The following is a 16,982-nucleotide window of genomic DNA, read 5'->3' on the forward strand; positions in this document are numbered from 1 at the left end:
GTGTACGACACCGGACGCCGGCCCGGAGGAACGGCGCGGGAAGGCGCGGAAAGGGATGAAGGGGAGTGCCGGCGTCGGACGATTGTGCCCGACGCGCCGAGTGTTGAAACACCTAAACACGGCCGCTGCTGCCTTGGCCAGCACCGTGAAACGGGAGGAAACGGCGCTACTTATTGCGCCATTCCGGGGTCAAAGCAGGCAATGCGGCGCCATGATCCGCAACGCGGGTTAATGTGGCTGGAAGGGTTGGGATATGGGTCGATGGGAGAAGCGCATGCGTCACGGGGTCCTTGCTGCGGCTGCCGTCTTTGGCGCAGGCATTTTGCTGGCCGGCTGCACCGCCGCCCCGGCGCCTGCGCCGGTCACCACGTCCCCTGCACCGGTAACCACGTCTGCCTCGGAGACCTCCGCCGCGCCGCCGTCGGCTCCGGCTTCCTCCACTCCCGCCACCGAAGCTCCCGCCGCGGCCGCCGCCATCGCCGGCGCCCCGCAGCAGGTGGCGACGGACCTTAACGCTCCCTGGTCGGTGGTCTTCCGGAACGGGACGCCGCTGGTCAGCGAGCGGAACAGCGGGCAGATCCTTGAACTCGGCCCGGACGGCTCCTCGCGGTCCATCGGAACGGTGGAGGGGGTGGCGGCCCGCGGCGAGTCCGGCCTGCTGGGCCTTGCCGTGGGCAGCCAGGGCGACCTTTACGTGTATTCGACGGCGGCGGACGGCAACCGGGTCCAGCGCTTCCCCGTCAGCGGCGAACCGGGGTCCCTCTCGCTGGGCCGGCCGGACACGCTCCTTGACCGGATCCCGTCGGCAAACATCCACGACGGCGGCCGGATCGCCTTCGGTCCCGACGGCATGCTGTACGTGACGGCGGGCGATGCGAGCCAGCGTGACAGCGCCCAGGACCGCGGCTCCCTGGCCGGCAAGATCCTGCGGATGACACCCGACGGCGACGTTCCGGCGGACAATCCCTTCCCCGGTTCGCTGGTCTACAGCTACGGCCACCGGAACCCGCAGGGCATGGCCTGGGCGGACGATGGAACCATGTTCGCTACCGAATTCGGCCAGAACACCTGGGACGAACTGAACATCATCACGCCCGGCGCCAACTACGGCTGGCCCACCGTAGAGGGAATCGCTGGCCGGGAAGGCTTCGTGGATCCGGTCCAGCAGTGGCGGCCCGGCGCCGCAAGCCCCAGCGGCATGGCCCACGCCGGCGGCACCTTGTTCGTGGCCAACCTGCGCGGCCAGGTCCTGCGGTCCGTCCCCGTCTCGGGTCCCGGCACGTCCACGGAGCATTTCAGCCGCGAATACGGCAGGATCCGGGACGTGACGGTGGCGCCGGACGGCAGGCTGTGGTTCCTGACCAACAACACCGACGGCCGCGGCAACCCCCGACCCGGGGATGACCGGATCCTCGCCGTCGACCTGGCGGACGGGTGAGCCGGCGCCCCGTTAGTTTCGCGCGCCGGCCTGCGCCAGTTCCACGATCTTCTCGGTGGCGGCCCAGGAGGCGAGCAGCTTGAGCGCCTCGTCGGAGGGGCTGCCGGGGGTGGCCGGGTACACGGTGAGGGAGTGCCCGGGGTCCTCCTCAAGGCCCAGCACCTGGTAATTCAGTTCCAGGAGTCCTACCACGGGATGCCGGAAGAACTTGGTTCCGGCGTAATGGCGGCGGACGTTGTGCGCAGCCCACAGCGTCCGGAATTCTTCGCTGCGCATGGACAGCTCACCAACCAGTTCGGCGATGCCCTTGTCGTGCGGGTTCCGGCCCGCCTCGCGGCGGAGGATGGCAACGTTGGTGTTGGCGGCCCGCTCCCAGTCCGTGTAGAAATCACGGGACCTCGGGTCCAGGAAGATGAAGCGGGAGTGGTTCCCCGGCCTGGCGGTGCTGCGGTACATGTCCGAGTAGAGGGCATAGCCCAGGGTGTTGGCCGCCACGATGTCCATCCGGTTGTTGCCGATGAAGGCGGGCGCTTCGGTGATGGCGTCCAGGAGGTACTGCAGCTCCGGGCGCACCCCGGACGGGACGGGAGCCGCAACCCGCTTCCGGCCCGAAGTGTTCGCTGCCCGGGCAAGATCGTAGAGGTGGTCGTGCTCGGCGCGGTCCAGTTCGAGGGCCCGGGCAATCGCATCCAGCACGCTGTCCGAGACGCCCGATAGGTTTCCGCGTTCCAGCCGGGTGTAGTAGTCCACGCTGACCCCGGCCAGCCGGGCCACTTCCTCGCGCCGCAGCCCGGGTACGCGCCGGCGGCCCCCGTAAGGCTCCAGTCCGGCCTGCTCGGGCGTGATGCGTCCACGGCGGGTTGAAAGGAACTGCCGGACTTCGGCTCGGTTATCCATAGAGGACACGTTACGACGGATGCGGAAAGCCAGGGGTGGGCCTGCCAGAACCAGTTACAGCAGGGCCCTCGTTACGGACCCCAACTGCCGGTTTGATGGTCAGGTAGCCCTGTAGCATTTCGATAACCCCCAAAGACATCACAGGAGATCCATGACTACCGTCAAGGCCTATGCCTCCCCGTCCTCCTCCGAGGACCTCATCCCCACCACCATCGAACGCCGCACGGTTGGCCCGCACGATGTCCTGATCCAGATCAAGTACGCGGGCATCTGCCACTCGGACATCCACACCGTCCGCGGGGACTGGGGCCCGCAGCAATACCCGCTGGTCCCCGGCCACGAGATTGCCGGCGTCGTCACCGAGGTGGGCTCGGCCGTGACCAGGCACCAGGTGGGCGACCGCGTGGGGGTCGGCTGCATGGTCAACTCGTGCCGTGAATGTGCCAACTGCCAGAACGGTAACGAGCAGTACTGCCTGAAGGGCATGGTGGGCACCTACGGCGCGGAGGACCGCGACGGCACCATCACCCAGGGCGGCTACTCCACCCACGTCGTGGTCACCGAGCACTTCGTGGTGAGTATTCCGGACGGCCTGGAGCTGGACGTCGCAGCCCCGCTGTTGTGCGCCGGCATCACCACCTACTCGCCGCTGCACCGCTGGGGTGCCGGCCCCGGCAAGAAGGTGGCCGTGGTGGGCCTTGGCGGGCTGGGCCACATGGCCGTCAAGCTCGCCGCAGCCATGGGTGCCGAGGTCACCGTCCTGTCCCAGTCCCTGAAGAAGCAGGAGGACGGCCTGCGCCTGGGTGCAACCAGCTACTTCGCCACCAGCGATCCCGGCACCTTCGAGCAGCTGGCCGGCAGTTTTGACCTGATCATCAACACGGTCAGCGCGTCCATCGACATCAGCGCCTACCTGCAGCTGCTGACGCTCGACGGCGCCCTGGTCAACGTGGGTGCCCCCGCGGAGCCGCTCCCCGTCAACGCCTTCGCGCTGATCGGCGGCCGCCGGTCCTTCGCCGGATCGATGATCGGCGGCATCCCCGAGACCCAGGAGATGCTTAACTTCTGCGCCGAGCATGGCATCGGCGCCGACATCGAGGTCATCCCGGCAGAGAAGATCAATGATGCATACGAACGTGTCCTTGCCTCTGACGTCCGCTACCGCTTCGTGATCGACACCGCCACGCTGTAGCCGGGAACCGCGTAACGGCGGGCCGGCCCCGGAAGGTGCCGGCCCGCAGTCGTGCGTGGGGCGCTAAGTCCTTTTGTTATGCCCCGCAACGGTTCTGCGGCAATCAGCCCGCTCGGGGGTCCGGATTCCAGCTCCAGTTCCACAATTGAAGGACCAGTTTTCCAAGCCCCGGAGGGTGTGATGAAAAGGTCCGGCGGGTTGCTTCCCGCGTTGATCCTGGTCGGTGCGGCGGTGGCCGGATGCGGCCCGCAGGCAGGACCCCCGGCGTCGTCGCCCACCACAACGGCAGCGTCCGCCTCCCCAACTCCCTCGGCGGCGTCGTCACCGGCGGCCACGGCTCCCGTCACCGAAACCGCAACCGCAACGGCCGCAAGTCCCGCGCCCGCCACCACCGCCACGAGGGGGTCCCTGAAGACCTTTACGACGGCGGACGGCCAGTTGGCGTTCGACCTCCCCGCCACGTGGAGCGTGCGCGATCCCGCCGGGGAACTTCCCGAGGGCGGCGGTGCCTTCGCGGAGGTGACCAACGAGGCCGGCAGGCCTATGGCAACGCTGCGGACCAACATGGCCACGGGCTCCACCTGCCTGGAGAAGTACCCCTATGAGGTCCTGGAGTCGCAGGAGCTGCCGGCCCTTGCGCAGGACGGTGAGGTGCCACGGTTCATCTACGAAACCCGGGGCAACGCCGCAACGCCCGGTCCCGCTGACACGCCGGCCGCCGCCTACGGCATCGTTTCCGTTCCCGCCCCCACCGGTGACCTGGCCTGCCCCATGTTCCACTTCTTCACCTGGCCGCCCACCGCCGCCATGTTCGGTGCGTTCTACAACCCGGAGAACAACAGGACCCCGGGCGCCGAGTCCCTTCCCTACCTGGAACAGGCCCGCAGGTACATGGACACCACCGAGTACCAGAACATCCGCAGGATGATCACCTCGCTCCGGCCGGTGGGCTAGAAAACCCGCAGGAATCCCGCCATCCGTTCCCGCAGCCACAACGAATTACTGCCATGAACTACTACACCCCGGCGGCGCAGGAAAGAGTCCGGGACGCCGCATATGACGCAGTGGAAAAAGTACTCGACGGCATGTTCTCGCCGTTGAACAGGCACGCGCTCAACGCGCGCTGGAACCAGGCCTGCGAAGCCATGGCAAAGTACCTGGAAGCCCAGGACACCGGCGAGGAGTAGGGTCCGCCCCTACTCCGCAGCCCGGAACTCGAATGCTTCCCGGCCCAGGAACACCAGCTGCGCTTCCTTTTCGGGCAGCCGGACCTTGGGCCCGGCTTCGAAGCCGAAGCTGGTGAAACGGCCAATGGCTTTGGCGTTCCGCGCATCAGGCTCGGCCACCACACGGTCCTTCGCCGGATCCGAGAGCACGAACCGCACCAGCCCGGTCAGCAGGGTGGCCGTGAAGTTCGGGACCGGGCGCGCAGCCGGGGCCAGCAGCAGGTGGATGCCGGCATCCCCGGCACCGGCCGGATACACCTCGCCCACGGGATCGTGCAGCGGCTCGTACGTCTGGAAGACGCCGGCGGGCTCGCCGGCAACGGTCATCAGGAATCCGTGGTGCGTGTCCAGGCTGTCCAGGAACGCGTAGACGTCCCGGACCTCGTCCCGGCTCCAGCCGTTCATGCCCCAGAACCGGGCGCGTTCCTCCCGCACCCAGCTGTGCACCAGGTCTGCGTCCTGTTCAGGTGCCAGGCGGAGCAGCCGGAGGCGGCCCAGGCCCGGGAGGTCCTCCTCGTAGACGGCGTCCCGGGTTGTGTGCGGAAGTCCGGACTCGATGCTTGTCATGGGGTCTCCTTGGTGAGCTGGTCCCAGTCGGTGGTGACGGGGATGAGTTCGCCGGCGGCCCAGAGCGGCAGCTGGCTGAGGAAGTTCGGGTCATCGGGTTGTCCGGACGCGCCGAACGGCACGACCCACCGGCTCTTCGAACGGTCGGAGAGGTCCCAGACATAGCGGGCCACGGGTCCGCGGAAGGACGCATCCGTCACGCCCGGCAGGCTTTCCGTGCACAGCACGCAGCTGGTGTCCCCGGACAGGGAGGTGGCCGGCACGGCGGGCGCGGCGGCGCCCGCGCCCGGGAAATCCGACAGCGCGTGCAGCGGCAGGACCGTGTGGCTTTCGCCCCAGGCAGCGGACGACGGCGATGCTGCCGCCGCCTCCAGCGCCCGGCCCGCCGCGGCTGCCATGTCGAGGCCGTGCCCGGCGCCCTTGGCAATGATGGTTTCCAATGCGAAGCCAACCCGGGAGACCGGGTTCAGCCAGGGGGCGAACAGGACCGGGTGCCCGGCGGAGGCCGCGAGCGGTGCCAGCAGGGGAGCGCCGGCCAGCGCGGCTACCAGTGCCGAGCGCCAAGCCGCGAAAGCTCCGGCGTCCGTGCTGGCGGCGTGCATGTGTCCGTCCCAGCCCAGCAGCCGGTCCCGCAGTTCCCCGGCAGGGGCGGACAGGCGGACCCCATTCTCCCCGCCCAGTTCCGACAGCAGGGCACGCAGCGCAGGCCAGGACCCCAGCCGGCAGTCCATGTGGATCCGCTGCATGTCCTCCGGATCCAGGTTTTCCCCGGCTTCTTCCACGAGCTGGCGGATCCGGCGTGCCCGGTGGGCGGGGGCGAACTCCAGCCCGGTCAAGCTGCCGCCGCCGGACTCACGGTCATTGGCGTTCACCGCCAGTGTGTCCACCCGTGACGCCGGCAGCTCCACCCATTGGCCCGTCCACCGGTGCTGCGGCGACTGGGCAGGGACGGGATGGACCCGGTTCGCCGGGTTCCGCACCGGAACCTTGCCCGCCACCAGCTGCCGGACGTCACCGCCGGCATCGGCTGCCAGCACGCAGTTGACCGGCTCCACCCAGGCCTCCAGGGCAGCCTCAATCTCGGCGGCGCTGCGGCTCCGCAGCAGCGGCAGGAGGGCCTCGAAACCCAGCCGCCCCCCGGCCCGCGACGGTGCCCGCAGGCTCAGCGCGCCGCCGTCGGGCCCGCCCGAGATGACGGGGCCGCGGGCTGTTTCAATCACGTCCACCGTCTCCGTGGCGGCGCCGCGGACCAGGATCTTCTCCTGGTGGTCGGCAACCACCGGCTCCCAGCCGTCCGGGCCGAGTGCCTGGAGGGTGTCGCCGTCCCGCCTTAGCTGTTCACGGTAAAGGTCCTGGTAGTCGGCCATGGCATTGGTGACGGCCCACGCCGCCGTCCCCGTGTGGCCGAAGTGCGGCAGGCCGGGCACGCCGGGAAAAGCCAGCCCAACGGCGTCAAACTCCGGGCAGGCAAGCCGCACCTGCTGGTAGACGCCGGGAAGTTCCAAGAGCCGGTGCGGGTCGCCGGCGAGGAGCGGTGCGCCGGAGCCGGTCAGGCCTCCCGCGGCGGCCCAGGCGTTGCTGCCCGCCCAGACCGGGGCCTCGATGCTGAAAAGCTCCACGGCTTCCGGGCCAAGGGTCCGGGCCACGTGGTCCCGCCACAGCTTGTTGGGAAAGGTGCTGAACAGGATGTGGTGGACCAGGAAAACGCCGAGCGGAGTCCACGGCTCCCAGCGGGCAGGCGCCGTCGCCGTGTCCCCGAACTCCCGCGCATCCCGCCGGCCCGCTTCCAGGGCGTGGTTCACGCCATCCACGTAGGCCCCGCACCACTGCTGCGTGGCCGGATCCAGGTTGTGGAAGCAGCGGCGGGCGGTGTCATCGATCCGCGCCTGCCGGGCAAACCGGTCCCATACGACGCCGTCCGGCCCCAGGTGTTCCGCTGTCCTGCCCTCCGAGCGCCAGCGCTCCATCTCGATCTGCCAGGAGCGGTCGGTCGCAGCGTTCTCACCCTGCAGGAACGCAAGCTCCGTGGCCGACCCGGCACGCAGGTGGGGGATGCCCCACGGGTCGCGGAATGTCTCAGCGGCCATGGTGTGGACTTGGGGCAGTGGTGGGCACAGGTCTTTTCCTTCTCTTAGGTAAGCCAAACCTAAGTAAGGGTACGGTGGCGGGCGGGCCATCCCCAAAACCCGCGGCGCAACAAACGGCCCCGCAGCCTAAGGCGTGAGCGCGGCCAGGATTGAGGCGGCGGGTCCTTCCTCGGCGTGCCGGAACCCGGTGCCCGCCCAGAGGTTCAGCCAGTCCGGATCCCCGGCCGCGGCGGCCGCTGCGCGCAGGGGAGTGGTCAGGTGGTGGATCTCCGGGTAGCCATAGGGTGCCTCAGCGTCATGCCGGCGCATGAATTCGTTTGTGAGGCCGCGGGCATTCCTGCCGGAAAAGGACCGGGTCACGGCGGTGGCGGTGAAGCTCCCGGAAGCCAGCGCCGTCCGGTGTGCGGCCTTGGTCCCGGCCTCGTCCGCGCACAGGAACGCCGTGCCCGCCTGGACTGCTGCCGCACCCAGGGCCAGGGCCGCGCGGACATCCGCTGCGGTGGCAATCCCCCCGGCGGCGATCAGTGGCAGCGGAAGGTCCGCAAGCCCGCCCAGCAGGGTGTGCAGGGGCTGTGTTTCATCGGCGGCGGGATCGAAGGTGCCGCGGTGGCCTCCCGCTTCCGGCCCCTGCACGGCGAGCGCGTCCACGCGGGCGTCGAGCGCCTGCAGGGCTTCAGCGCGCGAGGTGACGGTGGCGACCACGGCGATCCCCCTCTGCTGAAACGCCTCGATGACAGCGCTGTCCGGCAGGTCGAAGGTGAAGGAGACGACGGCGGGCGCCAGCTCCAGCAGGACGTCCACCTTGTTGTCCCAGTCGTCATCGTCGTGCCGGGGATCCCCCAGCCGGACGCCGAAGCGCTCCGCGTCCGGCGCCAGGGCATCGGCATAGGCGCGCAGCGCATCGGGGTTGCTGAACGGGGGCTGGGGAACGAACAGGTTGACGCCGAACGGCCTGCCCGTGAGGCTGCGGGTGGTCGCAATCTCCGCCCGCATGGCATCCGCCGTCTTGTAGCCCGCGGCCAGGAAACCAAGTCCGCCGGCTTCGCTCACCGCGGCCGCCAGCCGCGGCGTGGACGGTCCGCCGGCCATGGGCGCCTGGATGACGGGCACCGGCAGGGAAGCGGGATCGAATCGGGGCATGGGCTGGTTACTCATGGATTCCTTGTGGCGCCTTGGCGACTCCGGTGGACGCCGCCTGTATGCCAAGCTGCTTGAGGAGTCCCACGATACCCAGGATGGCGGTAACGGCAGCACCCCAAAACACCCGGAAGCCTTCTGGCACTGGGGGCAACGCCCTAGTCCTGTCAGTGCTGGCCGCGGGGTGCCACCTTGTAGGAGCCGCTGATGGCCACGCGGTTGAAGGTGTTGATGACCATGGCCACCCAGGTGATGGCTGACACCTGCCCCGGCGTCAGGACCGCCACGGTGCTTTCATACTGGCCCACCTTGGAGTGGGACTCTTCGATCCGCGTGATGTACTCGGCCAGGGCAAGTGCAGCCTGTTCCTGGTCGTCGAAGTACCGCGTTTCCCGCCAGGCTGGCAGGACACCCAGCCGCTCCGGGTCCTCGCCCTTGGCCAGGGCGTCCGCAGTGTGGATCCGCAGGCAGTAGGCGCAGCCGTTGATCTGGGACACCCGGATCTTGACCAGTTCCAGGAGCAGCGGGGAGACGCCTTCTGCGAGCGCAGCCTGGTCCGATTCCTGTGCCAGCGTGGCCAGGGTGCTGTACAGCCGCGGATGCCTGCTGCCGACGTTTGTCCGTGCCGGGGTGGTGGTGATGGTCATGGTTCCGGTCCTTCTGCCAAGTCGGTGAAGCGCCAGTTCCGGCGCTTGTTCAACTATGGTTCGGTCCGGATACCAGGGGCCACGGAATGGAACGAAGTGGCACTGAACGTCCCATTCCGCATCACCCGGAGCCGGGCTGCTGCAGGTAGGCGGCGGTGGCGCAGCTGCGCACGGCGAGGCCTGTCAGCTGGCGAAGGAAGGCAGGATTGATCGGGTCCCCGGTGCCCACCAGGCGGTGGTAGACCGCGCCGTACACGGCGTCCACCACCGTGCCCAGGTCCACATCCGGGCGGACCTGCCCGCGGGTCCGCCCGCGCTCCAGGACGGCCAGGAAACCGTCCCGGCGGTCCCGGAGCAGTGTCTGGCGGTACAGGCTTGCGAACTGCGTGCTCCTGATGGCTTCGGCAAGCAGGTTGGCCACGGTGGACGCCGTTTCTCCCTCATCCAGGCACTTGGTCAGCGCCACCAGGTAGGCGTACAGGTCCTGCCGGACATCCCCGGTTTCCTCCACGTGGGTCAGCAGGTTGGTCTTGAAGGTAAATGCCTCCAGCACCAGAACCTGCCGGGACGGCCAGTGGCGGTACAGGGTGGATCTGCTGACGCCGGAGGCCCTCGCTACCGTGTCGATAGTGACGTCGTCGTAGCTGAGCCGGTCGATCAGGCCGCTGGTGGCCGCCAGGACGCGGAGGCGGATTTCCGATTCGCGGGAGCCGGCGGCCGGCCGCGCAGGGTCAGCGGCCCGGCGTGCCGCGGCGGATACCCCGCGGCGTCCTTGCCGGGGTTCGCCGGCTGTTCCTTGCATGGTACCCATGGGGCCCTCCCGCCGTCGTCGTGCCTTTGTCCCCAAGGTCAGCTGCGGACCGGTCCGGTCGATTCCCGGATGACAAGTTCCATGGACGGGAGCGGCGGGGCTTCCGACGCTGGCTGCCCGCCGCGGAGGCGTGCGATCAGTTCCGTCATGCTGCGGGTTCCGAGCGCCTCAAGGTCCATGTGGACCGTGGACAGGGACGGGATGTGGAACTTTGATTCCGGTGTGTCATCCCAGCCGAAAACGCTGACCTGGTCCGGTACCGGGATGTCCTGGTCATGCAGTGCGCGGATAACCCCGATGGCCACCTGGTCGTTGGCCGCCACCACCGCCGTGACGTCCCGGATGGCCGCAACCTTGAGCCCCGCCTTGTAGCCGGAGGCTGCGGACCAGTCAGTCGCTTCGATTCCGTGCGAGGTGAGCCCGAGGGCCTGGACGGTTTCCTCGTACGCAGCCCTGCGGTTGCGGGCCGACGGCCACCCGGCGGGTCCCGCCACGTGGAAAAAGTCCCGGTGGCCCAGCGAGGCCAGGTGCTCCACGATCCTCGCCGCAGGTGTCCCGTCCGCGAGGCTGCCCAGCGCCCGCATCCTGTTGTCGTATTCCCCGGCTACCACCAGCGGAACCTTGGGCGGCTGCCGGTTTCCGGCCGGTCCCGGCCAGGGGACGAAGGACAGGATCCCCGCAATATCCTCGGCGGCCAGTAGCGCGTCCAGCTGCCGTCCGCGGGCGTCTGCAGTCCCCTCCATGGCCACCACGTCCACCCGGTAGCCCGCGGAATGCGCGGCCGCGGCTGCACCGTTGAGCATTCGGCCCGGGAAGTACAGGGACGCTTCGGGCACTACCACAACCACGCGGTACAGTTCGCGGGACCGGAGCGAACGGGCAGCGAGATTGGGGGTGTAGTTCAACTCCGCCAGGGCCTTTTCAACGCGCTCCAGCGTGCTCGGCTTCAGCGCGTTCCTGTCCCTCAAGTAGCGCGAGACGGTCTGGTGGGAGACGCCGGCCAGCGCCGCGACGTCGTAAATAGTGGGCGCCTTCGATCGTCCCGCGCCAACTGTTTCCTGCACCATCTTCGTGGCGTCCCTTCACATGCCGTTCCCGCGCAGGCGGGAGGGATCCGGCTCCCAGCCTAAACCCTCCCCGCTGAACACTGGCCGGAGCTCTGGCCGGAGCCGGACTGCCGGAGCCAGCCAGGGGCGGGTTCAGTAGAGGAAGATGTCGATCCATTCCCGGTTGTGGGCGTGGATCAGCACCAGGAACAGCACGAAGTCGAACAGCAGGTGGACGCTGACAATGTAGGAGAGGGACTTGGTCACCGTGAAGAGCCGCGCCTGCAGCAGCGCAAACGGGAAGATGAAGAAAGGCGCCCAGGCGTGGAAACCGAGCTCCCACAGGAACGACGTGAAGAGTACGGCCTGCAGCAGGTTGGCCTGCCAGTCGGGGAGGTGCCGGCGGAACAGGGTGAACGCGGTGCAAATGAAGAACAGCTCATCCCAGATGCCCAGCGCGTTGGTCCCCAGGAAGAGCCGGGCAATGCCGTCCACGTCATTGACGGCCGGCCAGTTGTTGTAGACGCCGGTGCGGATCATGTAGACCGGCATCAGCGCATAGCCGATCACCAGGACGGCCGGCAGGTACCACTTCTCTGCGCGCGTCCACGGCTGTCCGGTCCTGACGGGGAACCGGATGGCATGGTCCTTGGTGATGAACCGGGATACGGCGTAGGGGATGCCTACCGCCAGGATCATTGCGGTTCCCATCACCGCCATATGTTCGGTGCTGATATCCGTGGTGATGGGCACCAGGCTCATGGCTGTCAGCCCCACAGCGATCAGCGCCAGGTCGATCAGGAGCCGCCGGCTGATGATGCCGGCGAGGACCAGTGCGGCGGCCAGGAGGAGGAAGCCGAAGAGCCTGTCCTCTCGGGCGAACAGCAGGAAGCCCGACGCCGAGACGAGGGCCGCGGGGACCACCGCCCGTGTAGTGCGGGCGGGCTTTCCTGTTTCCGCGCCCTGGAGATCGGCTTGCGCCTGTGATTGCTGCCTCATCACGTCCCTATGCTTCAGTGGCGCTTCCGGTTGGATGCTCAAAATTCTACTTGCCGGCCGGGCGCGGGACGAGGTGCGGCGGTTCACCACAGCAGCGTCAGCTCCAAGTCCACGGTGGGCCGGGAGTCCAGCCAGGCGTCAAGTACCGGGCTGAGCCGGGATTCGGCTCCGGCCAGCCCCAGCCGCGTCGCGTCGGACGATGCCGGCACGTGGTGGTGCCCGTCGTCGGGAATTCCATGGGAGCATTCCGAGCACAGGAGGCGCATGCCGGACCAGTCATCGGCGCCCATGCCGTGCTGCTCCAGGAGGTCGGAGAGTTCCTGGAGGTCGTGCGGTGTTGCCCCGGCCACCTGGGCCTGCCACGTGGGCAGGCCCGAGTCCTCCAGCCGCAGGAGCTGGTCGAATACCGCCACGTCCTGCCCGCCCAGCCTGCGGAACCCCTTCGGTTCGCCGTCGTGCAGGACGACGTCCCTGAACCGGTGCCCGGATTCGGGCAGCGGGACACTCGCGATGACGGCGTGGGCGGGGCTCCTGCGCCAGCACCAGACCACTTCAGTGGCGCCGGCGGAGGGCAGCACCTGGTGGGGAAGGCTTGGCTGGTCCGGATTCAGCCGGACCGGCGCCAGGCCGAAATTGGAGTCGATGGGATCGTAGCCGGTTCCCATGCCCTTGATGCCGTAGGCAGCCCAGGCCCGGCGGGCGGTTGCCCAGTCGCCCAAGGCCGTGGAGGCGATTCCCAGGTTCCAGGCTGCGGGGTTGACGCCGTCGAAGTCCGCCGCCTCCACTGGCGTGAAGAGCTCAACGGCCCGGGCGTTGCGTTCCAGGCTTTCAGCCCATTTGCCCAGCGCCTTCGACAGCAGCCCGGCATGGAACCAGACGTGGAAAGAATCCGGCGCGAGGCGCAGCATTTCGCCCGCCAGCGCCCTTGCCTTGTCCGTTTCGCCGGCGTCGTCCGCGGCTGTCCAGTCGGACCACACATCCCGGGGCCCACGCTGCTCCCCATGGCCCTGCCATTTGCGAACCGTCACCCGTCCAGTATGCAGGGGCCGCCGGGTGCGCACCATGGCCTTCCGGCCCCCTGTCCGGATTAAGGCAAAACGTACGACGGCGGGCGGGGCCGGCGTCGTACGCTTTGCCTTCGAAGCGGGTTGCCGCTTAGGCGCCCACCAGGGCGTTGTCCTCTCCGCGCAGGCTGAGCGTAAAGGTGTTGGGGCCGCTGCAGGTCACCGCAACCCGGCATGTGGTGGTGTTGTGCCGTGCCGAAAGGTCGCTGATCGCGGAGTCCAGGGTGTGGTGGAGGGAGGCTTTGTCCCAGATCTTCAGGGTCACGGTGTCAGTGGCATCGAACGTCATTATTCAACTTCCATTTCTTGCGGTCTGACGGCCTGATCATGTCCGGCCGTGTCCTCGTCGGCGAGGACAAACACTTGGGAAAGCGCATTCCCATGTTCCAGTGTGCAGGGCCCCCGGATGAATGGCAACAGGAACGGGGGTTATGTGAGCAAGCACACCGGAGGGCGGGAGAGCCCGCCCGGCTGCGGCTAAAGGGCCGGATTCAGGCTGAGGGTAAAGGTGTTGGGGCCGCTGCAGGTCACGGCGATGCTGCCCTTGTCAGTGTTGTGGCGGGCGGAGAGGTCCTCCACAAGCGTGTCCAACGTGGCGTGGACGGCGGAGCGGTCCCAGATTTTGAGGGTCACGGATTCGGCAGTTTCAAACGTCATTGTTCAGTACTTCCTTGCATTGGTCCGGCCGGTAAAGCCGGAAAGTCGGCCTGCTCGCGCCGTGTGGCGTTCGGCCGCCCGCTGGGCATGCCGGCGCGCCTCATTGCGTCACCAGGATGGGTAAGGGCCGGAAAATCCTCCTGCCCTGCCCTTCCATGGTGCCGAAACCGAAAGGGTGCTCTCAACCAAATCGCCGTTTATTGCAAGTGAATCTCATCACGTATGGACGGGCGCCGCCCCCACCGTTCCCAGCGGGATGACGTGCGGACGGCCTTCGGTGGGTTCGGCCACCACGTGGGCGTCCAGGCCGAACACCTCCAGCAGGCATTCGGGGGTGATGACCTCGGGCGGGCTGCCCTGCGCCACGATGGCGCCGTCCTTCATGGCGATGATGTGGTCCGAGTAGCGGGCGGCCAGCGAGATGTCGTGGAGCACCATCACGATGGTCCGGTGGTGCTCGCGGTTCAGCCGGCGGACCAGTTCCAGTACATCCACCTGGTGGGCCAGATCCAGGTACGTGGTGGGCTCGTCCAGCAGCAGGATCCCCGTTTCCTGCGCCAGTGTCATGGAAATCCAGGCCCGCTGCCGCTGTCCGCCCGAAAGGTCCTCAAGCGGTGAATCCGCCAGTCCCAGGATGTCGGTGGCCTCCAGGGCAGCCTCCACTACCCGTTCGTCAGCAGCGGAAAACTGCTGGTACCACTTCTGCCGCGGGTGCCTGCCCCGGGAGACGAGGTCGGCCACCGTTAGTCCTGACGGCGCAGTGGGGGCCTGTGGCAGCACGCTGATGCGGGTGGCGATGTGCCGGGTGGAGTGTTCCCGGAGCGGGATGCCGTCCAGCAGTACGTTGCCGGACCGGGGGTTCAGCAGCCTGCCGAGGCCCCTCAGCAAGGTTGACTTGCCACAGCCGTTGGGGCCGATGATTGAGGTGACCCGGGCGTCGGGGACGTCGAGGGTGAGGCCGCTGATGATGTCTGCGCCGTCGTAGCCGAGACTGAGGTCCCGGGCACGGAGGCCCTGTTGCCGGGTGGACATGTTCAACTCAGCCTCCGCTGGTATTTGAGGATCAGGTGGATCAGGAACGGTGCCCCCACCACGGCGGTGGCCACGCCCACCGGAAGCGGGGCGGCGAGGGCATTGGCGGACAGGGTGTCCGCCAGCAGCACGAAGATGGCGCCCACCAGGGCGGACACCCCCACCGAGGGGATCACGGTGGATGCCAGTGCCCTGGCAATCCGGGGGCTTGCCAGGGCAACAAACGCCACTGGTCCCGCCGTCACGGTCGCCACCGACGCGAGCAGGACGGCGAGGGCCAGGACTACCAGGCGGACCGCGCCGATCCGGGCACCGAGCCCGACGGCGGTGTCCTCACCCAGGCTGGTGAGCAGCAGCCACCGGCCGCTTAGCATCGCAGCCAGGAGCAGCACCGCAGCACTGAGCGCCATGGGCTGGACGGTTTCCCAGTCCTTTCCATTGAGCGAGCCCATCATCCACGTGAGCGCCTGGGCGGCGCTTGTCACGTCGCCCAGGGTGAGGATCCACGTGGTGAGGCTGGCTGCCAGGCCGGAGATGCCCAGGCCGGCCAGCACCAGCCGGTAGCTGTCCAGCCCGCGCCGGTAGGAGAGCAGGTAGACGGCGACTCCGCTGGTAATGCCTGCGGCGAACGCGGCAGCAGGCATGCCCACCGTCGCGGCCAGCCCGCTCAGGCCCGCGTGGCCCCCGCCCGCGATGACCAGCACGGCCACTGCCCCCAGCGAGGCGCCGGCCGTTACTCCCAGCAGGTCCGGGCTTGCCAGCGGGTTGCGCGCTACGGTCTGCGTGATGGCGCCGGCGGCAGCCAGGCAGGCTCCCACTACGACGGCGGCCACCATCCGCGGTGCGCGGAACTCCGTTACTGCCAGGTGGATCCGGGTGTTGGAGTCGTCGCCCAGAAGGGCCCGGAGGACGTCCGGGTAGGCCATGGGTGTGCCGCCGAAGGCAACGTGCAGCGCCATGGCGGCCACCGTTGCCAGGACCAGCAGGACCGCCACCACCAGCACGCGGACGTTGAAGCGGACGGAAACGGGGCCTGCCCGCAGCGCCCTGATGCCCGTGGGGCTCGGGGAAGTTTTCCGGAGCTGCGCCTTCTGGAGGACGGTCATAGCGTCTGCAGCCTCTTACGCCTGGCCAGGTAGATGAAGAAGGGTGCGCCCACCACGGCAAGGACCACGGCGACCGAGAGTTCGCCGGGCCTGGCGATCAGGCGTCCCGCCGTATCAGCGAGCAGCACCACGGTGGCGCCGGTAAAGAGCGAAACCGGTACCAACCAGCGGTAGTCCGGGCCGGTGATGGTACGGGTGAGGTGTGGAACCAGGAGTCCGGCGAAGGCGATGGGGCCTGCCAGGGTCACGGCAGTACCGGCAAGGAGGGTGACCGCGCCAATGCCCACGGCGCGTGCCCGCAGCACCGGGATGCCGAGCGAGACGGCGGTGTCCGTTCCCAGCGCCAGGGCGTTCAGGGCGCGGATGTTGAGCAGGGCAAGCAGCACTCCGGCCGCGATGAACGGCCACACCAGCTCGAGAACCCCGGTCCTGCCGGCCAGGGAACCCACCTGCCAGAACCGCAGGGTGTCCAGGGCCTGGTCGTTGAGCAGGACGATTCCGGCCACAAGGCCGGAGCACAATGCAGTGACGGCGGCACCGGCGAGCACCAGCGTCACAGGGGTGGTTCCGTAGCGGGCCGCTGAGCCGATCATGAACACCAGGACGCTGGCCGCGAGGGCGCCTGCGAAGGCCAGCAGTGCCTGGGACAGGGCGGGAAGGTCACCGGCAATGGCGGTGGCAGCCACGATGGCCAGCGCGGCTCCCTGGTTGATCCCCAGCAGGCCGGGGTCCGCCACGGGATTCCGGGTGTGGCCCTGGACCAGGGTTCCCGCCAGGCCGAGGCAGATACCGGCGCAGATTCCCAGCACGGTGCGGGGCCAGCGGAGTTCCCGGATGGTCACGTCCATGACGTCGCCAGTGGGAGTGAACATGGCGTGCCAGGCTTCCTGCAGCGAGGAGGGCTGCCCTCCGATGCAGATGCTGAGCAAGCTGGCCAGGAACAGGGCCAGCACCGAGGCCAGGAACCAGGCCGCCCGGTTCCGGGGAGCCTTCCGCGGCGGGGGAACGGGCGAAACGGGTCCTGCCGGCGCCCGTTCGACCGAGGGGCCCGGATCAAGGTTCAGCGTTTTCACATC

General features: G+C 68.4%; 18 protein-coding genes. 4 read left to right on the plus strand and 14 right to left on the minus strand.

Going from position 1 to position 16,982, the window contains the following annotated elements:
• Positions 1-274 precede the first annotated feature (274 nt).
• Positions 275-1,438 carry a PQQ-dependent sugar dehydrogenase gene (locus AC5RUO_RS01675; protein WP_494102633.1) on the plus strand — a complete coding sequence of 388 codons (1,164 nt, stop codon included), beginning with the start codon at positions 275-277 and terminating at the stop codon, positions 1,436-1,438.
• Positions 1,439-1,450: 12 nt separating this feature from the next.
• On the opposite strand, the gene AC5RUO_RS01680 is transcribed toward AC5RUO_RS01675, so the two are convergent.
• Positions 1,451-2,335, minus strand: coding sequence for a helix-turn-helix transcriptional regulator (locus AC5RUO_RS01680; protein ID WP_494102634.1), 885 nt, complete (start codon positions 2,333-2,335; stop codon positions 1,451-1,453).
• Between the two features lie 151 nt (positions 2,336-2,486).
• Between AC5RUO_RS01680 and AC5RUO_RS01685 the strand changes: the two genes are divergently transcribed.
• The 3 genes from AC5RUO_RS01685 (at position 2,487) to AC5RUO_RS01695 (ending at position 4,714) form a co-directional block, all read left to right on the plus strand.
• Positions 2,487-3,527, plus strand: coding sequence for an NAD(P)-dependent alcohol dehydrogenase (locus AC5RUO_RS01685; RefSeq protein WP_494102635.1), 1,041 nt, complete (start codon positions 2,487-2,489; stop codon positions 3,525-3,527).
• Positions 3,528-3,707: 180 nt separating this feature from the next.
• Entirely contained in the window at positions 3,708-4,481 is a 774-nt protein-coding gene (locus AC5RUO_RS01690) for a hypothetical protein (protein WP_494009527.1), read from the plus strand.
• Between the two features lie 53 nt (positions 4,482-4,534).
• Positions 4,535-4,714 carry a hypothetical protein gene (locus AC5RUO_RS01695; RefSeq protein WP_035753009.1) on the plus strand — a complete coding sequence of 60 codons (180 nt, stop codon included), beginning with the start codon at positions 4,535-4,537 and terminating at the stop codon, positions 4,712-4,714.
• Positions 4,715-4,723: 9 nt separating this feature from the next.
• On the opposite strand, the gene AC5RUO_RS01700 is transcribed toward AC5RUO_RS01695, so the two are convergent.
• From AC5RUO_RS01700 to AC5RUO_RS01760, 13 genes are all read right to left on the minus strand, one after another.
• Complete coding sequence (locus AC5RUO_RS01700) at positions 4,724-5,320, minus strand: GNAT family N-acetyltransferase (RefSeq protein WP_494102636.1); 597 nt, start codon at positions 5,318-5,320, stop codon at positions 4,724-4,726.
• The gene (locus AC5RUO_RS01705; protein WP_494102637.1) at positions 5,317-7,407 is read right to left on the minus strand and encodes a penicillin acylase family protein; all 2,091 of its coding nucleotides are present in this window, start codon (positions 7,405-7,407) and stop codon (positions 5,317-5,319) included. Before AC5RUO_RS01705 ends, AC5RUO_RS01700 begins: the two co-directional genes overlap by 4 nt.
• Positions 7,408-7,533: 126 nt before the next feature.
• Positions 7,534-8,562: a nitronate monooxygenase gene (locus AC5RUO_RS01710; protein WP_494102638.1), complete on the minus strand. Its 1,029-nt coding sequence runs from the start codon at positions 8,560-8,562 to the stop codon at positions 7,534-7,536.
• Positions 8,563-8,711: 149 nt separating this feature from the next.
• Entirely contained in the window at positions 8,712-9,191 is a 480-nt protein-coding gene (locus AC5RUO_RS01715; RefSeq protein ID WP_494009523.1) for a carboxymuconolactone decarboxylase family protein, read from the minus strand.
• A 121-nt stretch (positions 9,192-9,312) separates the two neighbouring features.
• Positions 9,313-10,002: a TetR/AcrR family transcriptional regulator gene (locus AC5RUO_RS01720; RefSeq protein ID WP_494102639.1), complete on the minus strand. Its 690-nt coding sequence runs from the start codon at positions 10,000-10,002 to the stop codon at positions 9,313-9,315.
• 38 nt (positions 10,003-10,040) lie between these two features.
• Entirely contained in the window at positions 10,041-11,069 is a 1,029-nt protein-coding gene (locus AC5RUO_RS01725; protein ID WP_494102640.1) for a LacI family DNA-binding transcriptional regulator, read from the minus strand.
• 132 nt (positions 11,070-11,201) lie between these two features.
• Positions 11,202-12,047 (minus strand): CPBP family intramembrane glutamic endopeptidase, encoded by an 846-nt coding sequence (locus AC5RUO_RS01730; RefSeq protein ID WP_494103359.1) that lies wholly within the window; start codon positions 12,045-12,047, stop codon positions 11,202-11,204.
• Positions 12,048-12,130: 83 nt separating this feature from the next.
• Positions 12,131-13,075, minus strand: a complete 945-nt coding sequence (locus AC5RUO_RS01735; RefSeq protein WP_494102641.1) for a tetratricopeptide repeat protein — start codon at positions 13,073-13,075, stop codon at positions 12,131-12,133.
• 127 nt (positions 13,076-13,202) lie between these two features.
• The gene (locus tag AC5RUO_RS01740) at positions 13,203-13,400 is read right to left on the minus strand and encodes a hypothetical protein (RefSeq protein WP_494102642.1); all 198 of its coding nucleotides are present in this window, start codon (positions 13,398-13,400) and stop codon (positions 13,203-13,205) included.
• A gap of 188 nt (positions 13,401-13,588) precedes the next feature.
• Entirely contained in the window at positions 13,589-13,768 is a 180-nt protein-coding gene (locus tag AC5RUO_RS01745) for a hypothetical protein (RefSeq protein ID WP_494009518.1), read from the minus strand.
• A 216-nt stretch (positions 13,769-13,984) separates the two neighbouring features.
• Positions 13,985-14,800 (minus strand): ABC transporter ATP-binding protein, encoded by an 816-nt coding sequence (locus tag AC5RUO_RS01750; RefSeq protein WP_494102643.1) that lies wholly within the window; start codon positions 14,798-14,800, stop codon positions 13,985-13,987.
• 2 nt (positions 14,801-14,802) lie between these two features.
• On the minus strand, positions 14,803-15,906 hold the full coding sequence (locus AC5RUO_RS01755; RefSeq protein ID WP_494051779.1) for a FecCD family ABC transporter permease: 1,104 nt from the start codon (positions 15,904-15,906) through the stop codon (positions 14,803-14,805).
• On the minus strand, positions 15,903-16,979 hold the full coding sequence (locus tag AC5RUO_RS01760) for a FecCD family ABC transporter permease (RefSeq protein ID WP_494102644.1): 1,077 nt from the start codon (positions 16,977-16,979) through the stop codon (positions 15,903-15,905). The genes AC5RUO_RS01755 and AC5RUO_RS01760 overlap by 4 nt, the downstream gene beginning before the upstream one ends.
• Between the last annotated feature and the right edge of the window lie 3 nt (positions 16,980-16,982).

The sequence above is a fragment of the Arthrobacter sp. Y3221087 genome (assembly GCF_059089905.1).